The 14,315-nt window shown below is 57.3% G+C and carries 14 protein-coding genes; 5 read left to right on the top strand and 9 right to left on the bottom strand.

Going from position 1 to position 14,315, the window contains the following annotated elements:
- The 5 genes from QZ511_RS14085 to yacG all read left to right on the top strand — a co-directional run.
- Positions 1-836: ATPase, T2SS/T4P/T4SS family (locus QZ511_RS14085; RefSeq protein WP_295803268.1), on the top strand; the 836-nt coding region annotated here is incomplete at its 5' end.
- 85 nt (positions 837-921) lie between these two features.
- Complete coding sequence (locus QZ511_RS14080) at positions 922-2,136, top strand: type II secretion system F family protein (RefSeq protein ID WP_295803266.1); 1,215 nt, start codon at positions 922-924, stop codon at positions 2,134-2,136.
- Positions 2,137-2,148: 12 nt separating this feature from the next.
- Complete coding sequence (locus QZ511_RS14075; protein ID WP_295803264.1) at positions 2,149-3,111, top strand: A24 family peptidase; 963 nt, start codon at positions 2,149-2,151, stop codon at positions 3,109-3,111.
- A 4-nt stretch (positions 3,112-3,115) separates the two neighbouring features.
- Complete coding sequence (gene coaE, locus QZ511_RS14070) at positions 3,116-3,730, top strand: dephospho-CoA kinase (RefSeq protein WP_295803262.1); 615 nt, start codon at positions 3,116-3,118, stop codon at positions 3,728-3,730.
- Between the two features lie 9 nt (positions 3,731-3,739).
- Positions 3,740-3,961, top strand: a complete 222-nt coding sequence (gene yacG / locus QZ511_RS14065) for a DNA gyrase inhibitor YacG (RefSeq protein ID WP_295803260.1) — start codon at positions 3,740-3,742, stop codon at positions 3,959-3,961.
- 56 nt (positions 3,962-4,017) lie between these two features.
- On the opposite strand, the gene QZ511_RS14060 is transcribed toward yacG, so the two are convergent.
- The 9 genes from QZ511_RS14060 to hisS all read right to left on the bottom strand — a co-directional run bounded on the left by QZ511_RS14060 (position 4,018) and on the right by hisS (position 14,186).
- Complete coding sequence (locus tag QZ511_RS14060) at positions 4,018-5,079, bottom strand: hypothetical protein (RefSeq protein WP_295803258.1); 1,062 nt, start codon at positions 5,077-5,079, stop codon at positions 4,018-4,020.
- Positions 5,080-5,091: 12 nt separating this feature from the next.
- On the bottom strand, positions 5,092-6,366 hold the full coding sequence (locus QZ511_RS14055; RefSeq protein WP_295803256.1) for a hypothetical protein: 1,275 nt from the start codon (positions 6,364-6,366) through the stop codon (positions 5,092-5,094).
- Between the two features lie 127 nt (positions 6,367-6,493).
- Positions 6,494-6,991, bottom strand: a complete 498-nt coding sequence (locus tag QZ511_RS14050; protein ID WP_295803255.1) for a protein disulfide oxidoreductase — start codon at positions 6,989-6,991, stop codon at positions 6,494-6,496.
- On the bottom strand, positions 6,988-7,695 hold the full coding sequence (tsaA, locus tag QZ511_RS14045; RefSeq protein ID WP_295803254.1) for a tRNA (N6-threonylcarbamoyladenosine(37)-N6)-methyltransferase TrmO: 708 nt from the start codon (positions 7,693-7,695) through the stop codon (positions 6,988-6,990). The genes QZ511_RS14050 and tsaA overlap by 4 nt, the downstream gene beginning before the upstream one ends.
- Entirely contained in the window at positions 7,692-9,149 is a 1,458-nt protein-coding gene (locus QZ511_RS14040) for an NAD-dependent succinate-semialdehyde dehydrogenase (RefSeq protein ID WP_295803253.1), read from the bottom strand. The genes tsaA and QZ511_RS14040 overlap by 4 nt, the downstream gene beginning before the upstream one ends.
- 251 nt (positions 9,150-9,400) lie before the next feature.
- Positions 9,401-10,795: a ribosome biogenesis GTPase Der gene (gene der / locus QZ511_RS14035; protein WP_295803252.1), complete on the bottom strand. Its 1,395-nt coding sequence runs from the start codon at positions 10,793-10,795 to the stop codon at positions 9,401-9,403.
- A gap of 115 nt (positions 10,796-10,910) precedes the next feature.
- Positions 10,911-12,089, bottom strand: coding sequence for an outer membrane protein assembly factor BamB (gene bamB, locus QZ511_RS14030; RefSeq protein WP_295803250.1), 1,179 nt, complete (start codon positions 12,087-12,089; stop codon positions 10,911-10,913).
- Complete coding sequence (locus QZ511_RS14025; protein WP_295803249.1) at positions 12,086-12,823, bottom strand: tetratricopeptide repeat protein; 738 nt, start codon at positions 12,821-12,823, stop codon at positions 12,086-12,088. The genes bamB and QZ511_RS14025 overlap by 4 nt, the downstream gene beginning before the upstream one ends.
- A 100-nt stretch (positions 12,824-12,923) precedes the next feature.
- Positions 12,924-14,186: a histidine--tRNA ligase gene (gene hisS, locus QZ511_RS14020; protein WP_295803248.1), complete on the bottom strand. Its 1,263-nt coding sequence runs from the start codon at positions 14,184-14,186 to the stop codon at positions 12,924-12,926.
- Positions 14,187-14,315 lie beyond the last annotated feature (129 nt).

The raw sequence follows: 14,315 nt of genomic DNA, 5'->3' as shown, positions 1-14,315 counted from the left end.
CCTCTTCAGCCAAGCTAGGCATTGATGCGCTGGGTTATGAAGAAGAACAAAAGAAAATCTACCTCGACGCCCTTGCCCAACCACAGGGCATGATACTGGTTACCGGACCCACTGGCTCCGGTAAAACCGTATCCCTATATACTGGCCTAAACATCCTCAATACCCCGGAGCGCAATATTTCCACCGCGGAAGACCCGGTAGAGATTAACCTTGAGGGCGTCAACCAGGTCAACGTCTCCAATAAGGTGGGATTGAACTTTGCCGAGGCCTTACGTTCGTTCCTGCGGCAAGACCCCGATATTGTGATGGTGGGGGAGATTCGAGACTTAGAGACCGCGGAAATTGCCATTAAGGCGGCCCAGACCGGGCACTTGGTGCTATCTACTCTGCATACCAATTCGGCGCCGGAGACCCTCACCCGCCTGATGAACATGGGGGTACCGACCTTTAACATCGCCACCTCGGTAAGCGTGATCATTGCACAGCGCTTGGCACGGCGGCTGTGTAGCGAGTGCAAAAAAACAGCCCAGCTGCCGGATGAGGTGATGAAGGAAGAAGGTTTTGATGCAGTCACCATTCCCCAAAGTGAGTGGCAAATTTACCAGCCTGTTGGTTGTGAGCACTGCAGCAATGGATACAAGGGGCGAGTAGGTGTGTATGAAGTGGTTCGCATCACCGATGGAATTTCACGCATTATAATGGAGGGCGGTAACTCTATCCAGATTGCGGACCAAGCAAGGAAAGAAGGCTTTAATAACCTACGCACCTCAGCATTGCGCAAGGTGGTGATGGGGATCACCAGCTTGGAAGAAGCTAACCGGGTCACTAAGGACTAAATTCGGACCTCGCTACCAATAGTTAACTAGCACACCTTTAAAAGTAAAAACTAAAGTACAGAAATAAAAAATTGGGAAAAACACCATGGCCAATGCCGCCACTGCAGTTACTTACATATATAAAGGCGTAGATGCCAAGGGCAACAAGGTTGAGGGTGAAATTAACAGTAATAGTCCTGCCCTGATCAAGGCCCAGCTACGCCGCCAGGGTATTATTGCAAACAAAGTGCAAAAAAAACCCAAACCGTTGTTCGGCGGCAGTAAAAAGGTCACCGCTGCCGATATCGCAGTATTTACTCGACAGATGGCGACCATGATGAAAGCCGGTGTACCACTGGTTCAAAGCTTCGAAATCGTTGCGGATGGCTTGGATAACGAAGGAGTGAAAGAACTGATATTAAAAATCCGCGATGACGTAGCATCGGGCACAGCGTTCGCCGATGCCTTGCGCAGGCACCCCTTACATTTCGACGACCTGTTCTGCAATTTGGTGGCATCCGGGGAGCAATCAGGCGCACTGGAAACCATGCTGGACCGGATCGCCACGTACAAGGAAAAGACGGAATCTCTCAAGAAAAAAATCAAAAAAGCCATGACTTACCCAATTGCGGTGATTGTGGTCGCGGTAGTAGTCACCGCAATTTTGCTGGTCAAAGTAGTGCCACAATTTGCGGAAACCTTCTCCAGCTTTGGTGCAGACCTGCCAGCATTCACCCTATTTGTACTGGGTATTTCCGAGTGGATGCAAGCTAACTGGTTCTATGCACTTTTAACATTAATAATCGGTATTGGCGGCACGCTGGAAGTCAAAAAACGCAATAAAAATGTTGCGAATTTTTTTGACAAACTAATGTTAAAACTGCCGATTCTGGGACAGATCACCTATAACTCGATAGCCGCGCGCTACGCAAGAACCCTCTCAACAACCTTTGCTGCAGGTGTGCCACTCATTGACGCGCTCAAGTCCGTCTCCGGTGCAACCGGTAATGTGGTATACGAAGAAGCTACCCTGAAAATTCGAGATGCAGTAGCCACTGGTATCCCGCTCAATATTGCCATGCGTAGTTCCAAACTTTACCCCACGATGCTGGTACAAATGACGGCTATTGGTGAAGAGTCTGGTGCACTGGATGAAATGTTGTCCAAGGCTGCTGACTTTTACGAAGAAGCAGTTGACAACATGGTGGATAATCTGACCACCTTGATGGAACCCATGATCATGGCTGTCCTAGGCGTCCTTGTAGGCGGGCTTATGATTGCCATGTACCTCCCCATCTTCCAGCTTGGCCAGGTTGTTTAAAACTCAAAAATAATGCTCGACACTTTGATTTCTCAACAAGCGCTGCTGCTAAGCAGCGCTTTTATTTTAGGCCTGCTAATCGGCAGTTTCCTTAACGTAGTCATTTACCGCCTCCCCGTCATGATGGAACGGGAATACCAGCGGGATTTCTTGAGTTACTTCGGTTATATCAGATTGGTGATCGCTACGCTGCCAGTGTTGATAAAAGAAGAGAACCGGCAAGCAGCACTTGAAGGTATTTCCGGAGCCCGAGAAGATGACAGGTCGGCGCCAGAGGATGAGACCTTCAACCTGGTCCTACCCCACTCCCACTGCCCCAAGTGCGAGACCATCATCAAGCCCTGGCAGAATATCCCAATCGTCAGCTACCTGCTGCTGGGCGGTAAGTGCGGCAACTGTGGCACGCCGATCTCCAAGCGCTATCCGTTGGTGGAACTGGCCACCGGAATCCTGACCGCCATCGTTGTGTGGCAACTGGGCTTTACCTGGCAGGCGCTGGCCGGGGTGTTCTTTACCTGGGCGCTGGTGGCGCTGACCGGGATCGATTTCGACAAGCAGTTGCTGCCGGACAATATCACCTTGCCGCTGCTATGGGCCGGACTGCTGATCAACATCTGGGGCGTGTTTGCGCCGCTGCAGGATGCGGTGATCGGGGCCATTGCGGGCTATCTGGCGCTGTGGGGTGTGTTCCATCTCTTCAAGCTGGTTACCGGCAAGGAAGGTATGGGGGCCGGGGATTTCAAGATTCTGGCGGCCATCGGCGCCTGGTTTGGCTGGCAGGTGTTGCCGCTGGTAATTCTGCTGTCTGCGGCCGTCGGCGCGCTGGTAGGTATTTTGTGGACGCTGATTTCCGGGCGCGACAAGAACCTGCCTATCGCTTTTGGCCCTTACCTCGCCGGTGCGGCGTGGATTGCGATGCTGTGGGGTGAGCAAATTATGGGCTGGTATTTCCGTATATCCGGGCTGAGCAGCTGACCTCATGTTTACGGTCGGGCTCACTGGCGGTATCGGTAGCGGCAAGTCTGCAGCGGCAGCGCGCTTCCGACACCACGGGGTAAATGTGGTGGATGCGGACTGGGCGGCGCGGGTTGTGGTGGAGCCGGGGCGGCCGGCGCTTGTGGAGATTGCGGCGCACTTTGGTGCGCATGTGATCCAGACGGATGGTTCGCTGGACCGGGCGGCGCTGCGCAAGCTGGTGTTTGATAACCCGGAAGAGCGAATCTGGCTGGAAAAGTTGACCCACCCGCTTATTCGACAGGAAATTATTTCCTCTCTGGGGCGAAGCGGCGAAACACATTCCGCTCCCTATGCAATTCTTGAGTCTCCTTTGTTAATTGAGTCGGGGCAGTATCAGCTGGTGCAGCGGGTCTGTGTGGTGGATCTGCCGGAGGCAATGCAGCTGGAGCGGGCCAGTGCGCGGGATGCGAATACGCTGGAGCAGATCCGCAAGATTATGGCGGCGCAGCTGCCTCGGGCGGAGCGATGTGCAAAGGCGGACGATATTCTGGATAATAGCGGCTCGCTGGATTCACTCAACGCGCAGGTGGATGCACTTCATCAGAAGTACATGCAGCTGGCCGCTCAATCTCGATAGTTGTTATTTATGTCTGACCGCGCAACCCCCGAAACACCAACTGTTGCCTGCCCTACCTGTAAAAAACCCACGGAGTGGAGCACCAAGAACCCCTACCGGCCGTTCTGTTCCGAGCGGTGTAAGTTGATTGACCTGGGGGAATGGGCCAGTGAGGGGCACAAGATTCCGGGACAGCCGGTGTTCGATGATGTGATGAGTGAGGATCTGGATCCTTCCAAGACCCGCCACTAAACATCCCCCCTTCCCCAAGTTTGCGCCAGCGGCCGGTCGGCATCTCTTATGCCCATTTAGCGGTTGTTGGCAATGGCAATTGGCTCAGAATTGCAGTTGGGAGTTTTTTCAATCTCCACATAAGCGGGGCCAATCGCCAGGCAACCGGGTAGTGGGTGGGGCTGAATGCGTTGATCAATAAATGCGGCTACATCTTCTTTTGGGGCGCGATGGTCTCCGCCCTGACGGGGCTGGTTCTCGTCGGTGTAGCCTTTACCACTCCACATATACAGGGTGTGTTTAGCTTCTTTCACCAAAGTGTCTGTACAGTTGACGAACGGATAATGACCTTCAGGGTTTGCAATGGAAGCCTTTTCAAGGCTCGCGGACTCCGATAGCTCCACCACCACAGTTTCCATGATCTTTTCCATCAAGTCTCGGTAGTTGTCGATAGGTGAGCGTTGCTCGCGAAAGGGATTCCCTGCATTGCGCAGCCAGCGGTTCACATAAAAATGCACCATCAGGCAATATTGGTGACCTATAGGTGTCAGCCAATAGAACTCAGCCGGTCTATTGCATAGGGGTTGGGCTTCAAAGTAGATCCACTCACAACCGTTGTTCCGCTCTAACCACTGAGTGTTCAGGGGAGACAGGCTATTAGGCCAGCGGTAACTTGTCAGGTCAAAAGGGTTTCGATCTTCGGCGTGGCCTTCATGATACTGCCCCAAGTCGCTACTCGTGTGTATCCCTCTGACCAGCTCCACCATCTCAGAGCGTTGGAACAGGCTCCGGTTTACCGGCATATCACGGACATCCAAAACACTCGCCGTGGCAACCAAATTCCCAATAGTTTCTCCATCCAGTATCGGCCGACCAGTAAAATTCCAGCCATTTCGCCAAATCAAGGCTCTGTATAAGTCCTGCTTTTTATTTTTATCTTGACCACCAAATAACTCATAAATTTGAGGGTCGCTCAGATCAAACTCATCTGGCACCGAATCAGGATCTATTCCATCGGGAATTGGAGGGCGGATTGGTGGAGTTTTAAGCTGGACGTGAGTCCCGGATAGGTACTTATCTACGTTGTATAAGCGACGCCAGCTTGGCCCCTTGGGGTGTTTTTCATTCCCGAAAAGCATATTGTCACCTATTTAATTATGTTTACGTAGGCGAGCCAGCCAGCTGCCTAATTGCTGTCCCGGATTTTTAAAATAATCATCCCTAGCTGACGGCAACGATGCAATGAGTATACTCGCGCCGAGCAATGCCAAACTCATGGGAACTCCAGCAGTGGAAATAATTGCAGTCGCGGCACCAGAGACGACGAGACCTTTGGTGCCAGCCTGCCATAACAGATCGCCAGCCGTTCCAAACTTTTCATCGGCGTTTGATCTATGACGAAATTCGTCAACCAGACACAGAAGTGGAGCTACGCCTAAATGTGTTCCCCCTACCAGTTGTGCGGGACCGGGGGCTGTGTTGTGCCAGCTGGAGTCATAAGTATCCATATTGAGGGTATGTCTCATACGATCAGCGACCACATGGCTTGAGGCCGCATCACTCAGAAATATCTTCTGTTTCCGCTGGAGATCAATCCTCTGAGTTGTAAGCTGACGCATTGCTTCGGTAAGCACCCAGGCTCCATCCTTATGAGCAGTCCACTCTATATATAACCCTTTCTGATAAGCCTCCAGCATATGCTGCGCAAGTATTCTGGATGCTACACGCTGTTCATCCGTTCCATTCAGGCCCAGGGACTTGATAGAAACCCATTCGGCTCCTATTGCGCTATTAGTCGATGGTACATACAGCAATTGAAAGCCAGAATTCTGAAGGCTAGCTGCCTTCCCTTTGTCGCCGCGACTTATGTGCTTACTTAGCGTATCGGCAGCATATTTAAGCTGCCGACTGTGCCCGTTTACACCAACTTTGACAGGACTCTCTTTATTTCCTTTCTGAGCCGGAGAAGCTGTTAATGTGGTGCGAGGTTCCTTCTCTTCAGGTATCCAGCCAACTTGTTGGTCGAATTTTATTCTCCAAAGTGCAGAACGTCTTTCTTCTCTCGCATCTTCTTTAGCCATACGGATATCCACAATCTCCACATCCGTCTGACAGTGCCCATAATAACTATTCAGCTCATACTCGATTTCAAACCCACCGGCCACCAGCAGGCGTCGGGTCGGCTGGTTGGGTTTCAGCATGCTATTGACGGGGCTGGCGGGGCCGCGGAGGCTGTCTACCGCTTTCAGCAGGGTCTGGGCGTGATAGCCTTCGCTGCTTTGTTGGGTGCTTAACTGACGGAAGTTATCCAGTAATTGCTGGTGGCTAGCATTCGCGAAGATTGCGCGACCGGAGGTGCGGCTACCCCAAGCCTGCAGAGCACTGGATGACTGAACAGGAGGGAGGGCGGATGGTAGTTGTCCCATGGCAAATTCCTTCTGCGGACGGGTTTTCCCAAAATATTGAGTCGGTAAAACCGATAGCTACAGAAGGTTATCAAAGGCCCCGAGACGCCGGCAAAAATAGTTGGTGTACGGTAGTCCAAGGTAGCAGCTAGTCTGCCAACCAGAGTCTCGCTTTCAAGCCCCATTTTGAAGTCATTCCGGACGTCACCGCACTCACCTTCCCTTCCCGATCAACAATCACAATGGTTGGGGTCACTTTGAGCCCCCAGCTGCTGCTGATTGCACCAGAAGGATCATTGATGGTGCTGAAGTTCAGTTCGTGTTTCTGCTGGTAAGCGGCTACTTCGTCGTCGCTGCCCGATTGCAGGGCGACGGTGATGACCTGGTGCTCCGCGGCGAGATCGGATACTGCCGGGGAGACGGCGCGGCAGTAGCCGCACCAGGTGGCCCAGAAGTAGATCAATACCGGGCCGTTTTCGGTCATCGATAGCAGGTCGACCGGCTTTCCGCTGATGTCGGTGTTCTGGATGGGCAGCGCTTCGCCCTTGGGCATATTGCGGCTGTGGTACCAGGACACGGCGCTGACCACCAGAATGGCCAGCAGTATAAATTTGGTGAGTGACCACAATCCCCGTTTGATATTCACGGCTGCGCTACCTCGCCCAGTTTTTCCATTGCCATTACCTCGATGGCGCCGTCCCGGTAACGCCACTGCAGGTTGAATCCGCACAGTTCCATACCGTAAATACGTTCCGGGTCTGGCTGCTGGTAGGCGGGTTTGGGGTCCTGGCCGAGTACCTGTTGAATCAGCGCTTCGAGATCGGTGCCCCAATCGTCTCGGTAGCCTCTGGCGATAGCCAGTACCGCCTCGGGGATTTTTACCGGGGTTGCGGCCGGGGCCTGTTCGGCGAATTCGCTGCTGGCTCCCTGGATGGCGTCGGCGTATGGAATATAGGGTTTGATATCCAGTACCGGCGTGCCGTCGAGCAGGTCGGCGCCGGCGACGATCAGTTCCACTTTGGGGTGTGTGCGCACTTCGATCAGGCGCACTACGGAAAGGCCAATATTGTTGGGGCGGAACGGGGAACGGGTGGCGAGGACGCCGAGTTTTTTATTGCCGCCGAGGCGCGGGGGACGCACTTTGTGGGACCACTGGCCGGCGACCTGGTGGAACTGGAAGATCACCCACAGGTGGCTGTTCTGTTCGAGGCCGGCGACGGCATCGGGGGTATTCAGCGGCGGCAGCAGCTCGATGGCTGCGCGGCTGGCATCCGCCAGCAGGGGCTGGCGGGGGATGCCGAACTTTTCCGTAAAGCAGGAGTGGACGGTGGCGATGGGCTCTATGTTCAAATGCCACCCATACAGAGATATTTGACTTCCAGGTAGTCGTCGATGCCGTATTTGGAGCCTTCGCGGCCGCTACCGGATTCCTTTACGCCGCCGAACGGGGCCATTTCGTTGGAGATGATGCCTTCGTTGATGCCCACCATGCCGTATTCCAGGCCCTCGGCGACGCGCCAGATGCGGCCGATATCGCGGGAATAGAAGTAGGAGGCGAGGCCGAACTCGGTGTCGTTGGCCATGCGGATAACTTCTTCTTCACTGGAGAATTTGAACAGCGGTGCGACCGGGCCGAAGATTTCTTCTTTGAACAGGCGCATATTGTCGTCGGCGTTGGCCAGTACCACCGGGGTAAAGAAGCACTCACCCATGTCGCTGGGCCCGCCCTCATTCATGGCCTTGGCGCCCTTGCTGACCGCGTCTTTCACCAGTTCCTTGACGTCCGCTACCGCACCCGGGTTGATCATGGGGCCGACTTCTACCCCGGCTTCCGCGCCGTTGCCCATTTTCAGGGCGGTGACGGCTTCGGTGAATTTCTTGGCGAAGGCATCGTAGATCCCTTCCTGCACGAAGATGCGGTTGGCGCACACGCAGGTCTGGCCGGCGTTGCGGTATTTGCAGATGATCGCGCCTTTGACGGCTTCGTCGATATCGGCATCGTCGAACACGATAAACGGTGCGTTGCCGCCGAGCTCCATGGAGGTTTTCTTCATGGTCTCGGCGCACTGGGCTTCCAGTTGCTTGCCGACGGCGGTGGAGCCGGTAAAGGTGAATTTGCGCACCAGCGGGTTGCCGGTCATTTCCTTGCCGATTTCCCGGGAGCTTTTGCCCACGACGACGTTGAATACGCCCCTGGGCACGCCGGCCTGCTCTGCCAGGACCGCCATGGCCAGTGCGGAGAGCGGGGTTTCCGACGCGGGTTTGGAGATGAAGGTGCAGCCTGCGGCCAGTGCGGGGGCGACCTTGCGCGCGATCATGGCGCTGGGGAAGTTCCACGGGGTGATGGAGGCGGTGACGCCCACGGGCTGTTTGATGACGACGATGCGTTTGTCTTTGGACGGCGGTGCAATCACATCGCCGTAGGCGCGCTTGGCTTCTTCGCTGAACCATTCGAGGTAGTTGGCGCCGTAGACGATTTCGGTCTTGGCTTCGGCGAGGGGTTTGCCCTGCTCGGCGGTAAGGATTTTTGCCAGGTCGTCGGCGTTGTCGATGATGAGGTTGTACCAGTCCCGCAGGACTTTTGCGCGCTCTTTGACGGTGAGATCGCGCCACCCGGCCCAGGCTTTATCGGCGGCTTCGATGGCGCGGCGGGTTTCATCGGCGCCGCAGCTGGCGATGGTGGCGATGGTTTCGCCGGTGGCGGGGTTGGTGACGTCCAGTGTGTTGCCGGAGTCGGCGTCTACCCACTCACCGTTGATGTAGGACTGTTTGCGCAGCAGGTCGGGATTGTTGAGGTTTAGCATCGTTTTCTATCCTTGTAATTGCCGGCTGGTGCGGTGGCGGTCCCGCTAGCGGGTGGTCTCTTGCGAGACACGCCGTGAACCCATCCATGGGGGCTCTTCGAAAACATCCCTGTTTTCGAAGGTCTCGCAAGAGACCACCCGCTATCGGAACCTTCGCTTTAAGGTTCAGTGTTCGCTAGTTTAGCCTTACGCGGAATTTACCGCCTTTACCTTATGGGTATTGCGACGCCCCTGCTCTACTTCAACCCCGCTTACTTTTTCTTCTTCACAAACTTCATCAGGCGGCGTTTTTTCGCTTTCTGGCGGTCGCTGAGTTTGTTCTTTTTACCCGCGTAGGGGTTTTTGCCGGTACGGAATTCAATTTTTACCGGGGTGCCGTGCAGGTCCAGGGCTTTGCGGTAGGTCTTTTCCAGGTAGCGCACGTAGTGGTTTGGCACTTCTGCGGTCTGGTTGCCGTGGATCACGATTACCGGCGGGTTCTGGCCGCCGGCGTGGGCGTAGCGCAGTTTGATGCGGTGGCCGTTGACCAGCGGGGGTTGGTGCTCGCTTACCGCCCACTCGAGGATTCGCGTGAGGTGGTTGGTGGAGAGTTTGTCGGTGGCGGACTGGTAGGCGGATTCGATGGACTCATAGAGGTTGCCCACGCCGGTGCCGTGCAGTGCGGAAATGAAGTGGATGTCCGCAAAGTCCACGAAGCGCAGGCGGCGTTCCAGTTCGGTTTTGACGAAGTCGCGGTGGTCGGGGTCGAGGCCGTCCCATTTGTTGAGGGCTACCACCAGTGCGCGGCCGGCCTGGATGACGCTGCCCATCAGGTGCAGGTCCTGGTCGACGAGGCCTTCGCTGGCGTCGATCACCAGCACCACGACGTTGGCGTCTTCCACTGCCTGCAGGGTTTTGACGATGGAGAATTTCTCCACCGATTCTTTGACGTTCTTGCGGCGGCGGATGCCGGCGGTGTCGATGATGGTGTACGGCTTTTCGTCGCGGGTGTAGTTGATATACACGCTGTCGCGGGTGGTGCCGGGCTGGTCGAATACCACCACGCGGTCTTCACCCAGCAGGCGGTTGACCAGGGTGGATTTGCCCACGTTGGGGCGGCCTACGATGCCGATCTTGATGCCGGTGGCTTCTTCCTCGACTTCTTCGGCTTCCGGTTCCGGCAGCCCTTCGATCAGGCGCTCCATCAGTGAGCGCACGCCGCGGCCGTGGGTGGCGGTGGTGGGGAAGAGTTCGCCGATGCCGAGTTCGTAAAACGGCGCCAGGGCGATGTCCGGGTTGACGCCGTCGACCTTGTTGGCCACCAGCAGGGTGGGTTTGGAGCGGGTGCGCAGGCGCTCGGCGATCATGTCGTCCGCGGGGGTCAGGCCGGCGCGGCAGTCGACCATAAACAGGACGAAGTCCGCCTCTTCGATGGCCTGCATGGACTGCTGCGCCATGGCGGCGTCGATGCCCTCTTCGTCACCGGTGATACCGCCGGTATCCACCAGAATCATTTTGCGCCCTTCAAATTCCGCTTCGCCGTACTTGCGGTCGCGGGTGAGGCCGGCGTAGTTGGCCACGAGGGCGTCCCGGCTTTTGGTAAGCCGGTTGAACAGGGTGGATTTACCCACGTTGGGGCGCCCGACGAGGGCGATTACAGGCAACATATTTGCTATCTACTCAAAACTGGCCGTTTGCCAGAAATACAAACGCCCGCAGACTGCGGGCGAAGGCTACCAAGAAGCGACGGCGGCGCCAGGCGCCCCGCCCTCTTCGATCAATTTACTGCAGGCGCTCCAGGCGTAGGGCTACCAGCTCGCCGTCATCGGACAGCGCAAACAGCAGGTCGCCATCCGCCAGCAGCGGGATGCGGATTGGATCGCGGTCGATCCGCTCGCGCCCCACGAAGCGTCCGGTGGACGGGTCCAGGGCGTGCAGGTATCCGTCGAGGTCGCCCACGACCACGACATCGCCAAAGTAGGCGGGGCCGTTCAGTTGCCGACGCAGCAGTTCACTGTTGCTCCACTCGATCTGCCCGTTACCCACATTGTAGGCGTGCACACTGCCGTCGGCGCCGCTCAGGAAAACCAGGCCGGCACCCACCGCCACATTGTGGTTGGTGGAGGCGTCGCGGGCCCACAGGCCGCGGCCATCTTCCCGGGACAGGGCGACAACCCGGCCCTGGTAACTGGCGGCGAACACCAGTTCACCGCGCACTACCGGCGCGCCGTCGATATCCACTACCCGCTCCAGCTCGGCGGACCCCTGGGGAATGGCCACGCGCTGTTCCCAGCGGGTAACACCGTCGGTGGCGCCGAGCGCAACCAGTTTGCCGTTGTCGAGGCCGGCGAATACCACACCGCCGGAAATTACCGGGCTGGAGGTACCGCGCAGGGTCAACACAGGCAGTGCGGTATTGTGGCGCCAGCGCTGCTCGCCGGTGGCCGCATCCAGACCCAGCAGTTTGCCGTCCACGGTCTGTACCACCACCATGCCGGCGCCGACCGCCGGGGTGGCGACCACTTCGCCGCTCAGCTGAGTGGTCCAGCGCTGGCTGCCGTCTTCCAGATTCAGGGCCACGATGCGACCGCGGTAATCCGCCACAACCGCCAGTCCCTGACCGACGCCGACACCGCCGCTGATGGACTGGTCGAGATCCACTTTCCAGAAGCGTTTGCCGGTGGCGCGCTCGAAGGCGAACACGTCGCCGTCGCTGTTGGCGGCAACTACTTTGCCGTCGATGATGCCCGGCTTGAGCATGGCGTAACGCAGGGCGTCGATATCACCAATATTTTTTGACCAGACTTCGCGCAGCCTTACGGATTCGGAGATTTCCGTCAGCTCCACCGGGTCGGTGTCTTCCTTCTCGTCGTTGGAGGCACAGGCGCCCAGCCCCAGGGTCAGGGCCGCCAGCAGTGCCAGCGCAACATTCCGGTTCAGCGCTTTCAGGGTCAAAATCATTGCGCGTCGCTCTCCTTATCGGATTCCGCCGGTGCAGAATCTTCCGCGTCAGTTTTTTCTTCGGATTCGCTGGCCTGTTCGCCTTCGCCCAGTTTTGCCAGTTTCAGTTCCAGCAGCTGGCCGATGCTGCCCTGCTCCGGCAGCAGCTGCGCGCGGGCTTCCTCGTAGGCCTTGCGCGCACCTTCTTCATCCCCCTGCTGCAGCAGGATATCGCCGCGGGTTTCCGCATACAGTGCGGCGAATTCGCTGGGCACGCTGCCGCTTACCAGCGCCAGTGCTTCTTTCTCTTCACCGCGCGCGGCTTTCACCGACGCCAGACGGCGCTTGGCCACATACTTGAGGGCGTCATCGTCGGCGTTGTCCAGTACCCACTGCAGTTCTTTGGCCGCGGTTTCCAGGTCGTTGGTTTCCGCCGCCAGGGCTGCCAGGCGCATGGAAGCCTGGGCGGCGTAGATGCGCTTGGAATATTCGTCCTTCAGTTCGCGACCGAGGGATTTGGCGGTGGTCAGCTGCTTGTTGTCGGGCTGGCCTTCATTGGCGGACAGCGCTGCGACAAAGTTCTGGTATACGTTGGAGGCGGCTTCCGCTTCGCTGCGCTCCTTGCCCTGCCACCACTGCCAGCCGAAATAGGCCGCCAGCGCCAGTACCACGCCGGTCACAATGCCGCTGCCGTTTTCTTTCCACCAGCGCTTCAGCGATTCAATCTGTTCTTCTTCGGTCAAATGGTCAGCCATTTTGTTATTCGCCTTATTCTAAAAATCAAAACTTCTAATTCGGTATGGCGAGTGCGATCGCACCCGCCAGTATTCTCAACGCCGGGAATCAACCGCCGGCTCAGGCCTGCAGAATCTTCGCCAGCTCGGCAACGGCCACGGTCTGCTGTTCCGCTTCTGCGCGCAGGGGTTTTACCGTCACCTGCCCCGCTGCCGCTTCGTCCTCGCCAATGATCAGTGCGTAATCCGCATTGCTCTTGTCGGCCTTTTTCATCTGGCTCTTGAAGCTGCCGCCACCGCAGTGGGTCTGCAACCGCAACCAGGGCAGCTCCGAGCGCAGCTGTTCCGCTGCCGCCAGGGCGGCCGATTGTACATCACCTACCGCCACCAGATAGGCATCTACCTGCTGGTCGAGGGTGTCCGGCAGCACTTCCAGGGTCTCCAGCAGCAGCACCAGGCGCTCTACCCCGAGACCGAAGCCCACTGCGGGCGTGGGTTTGCCGCCCATCTGCTCCACCAGGGCGTCGTAGCGGCCGCCGGCACACACGGTGCCCTGGGCGCCGAGGCTGTCGGTCACCCATTCGAAAACGGTTTTGCCATAGTAGTCGAGGCCGCGCACCAGGCGCGGATTTACCTCGTAGCCCACACCGGCCGCATCGAGGAATTCGCGCAGCTGCTCAAAATGGGCCTTCGATTCCTCATCGAGGAAGTCCAGTAGACAGGGCGCATCGGTCAGCAGTTCCTGAGTCTGGGCGTTTTTGCTGTCGAGAATACGCAGCGGATTGCGCTCCAGGCGGCGCTGGCTGTCTTCATCCAGCTGCTCTTTGCGCGCGGACAGGTACTCCACCAGCGCCTCGCGGTAGGCGGCGCGGCTTTCGCTGTTGCCCAGGGAATTGAGCTGCAGGCTGACGTGATCGGCGATGCCCAGCTCTTTCCACAGGCGCGCGGTCATCATCAGGATCTCGGCGTCGATATCCGGGCCCTCGATGCCAAACACTTCCACCCCGAACTGGTGGAACTGGCGCAGGCGGCCCTTTTGCGGGCGCTCGTAGCGGAACATGGGGCCGAAATACCACAGCCGCTGGGGCTGGATCAGCAGGTTGTTCTGGATCGCCGCACGCACGGTGCCGGCGGTGCCTTCCGGGCGCAGGGTGACACTGTCACCGCTCTTGTCGTCGAAGGTGTACATTTCCTTCTCGACGATATCGGTGGCCTCCCCCACCGCGCGGGCGAACAGCTGGGTGGCTTCCAGCATCGGCGTGCGGATTTCGCTGTAGCCGTAGCGGCCGAAGAGTTCGCTGAGGGTGCTTTCCACGTACTGCCACACCGGGGACTGGGTGGGCAGCAGGTCGTTCATGCCGCGAATGGCGCGAAGTTGTTTCAACGGTAGTCCTTACTTACTAATCAATCGTGATACGGCCCGAGCCAGTATCCAGATTTACTCGACGGTTTCTTTGGCGATGATGCTGGCTTCCTGTTCCGCCTTGGCCGCGGCCTTTTCACGGATCAGCTT

It is taken from the genome of uncultured Microbulbifer sp. (genome assembly GCF_913055755.1).
Taxonomy (GTDB): Bacteria; Pseudomonadota; Gammaproteobacteria; order Pseudomonadales; family Cellvibrionaceae; genus Microbulbifer.
This window is presented reverse-complemented; position numbering and strand designations above follow the sequence as displayed.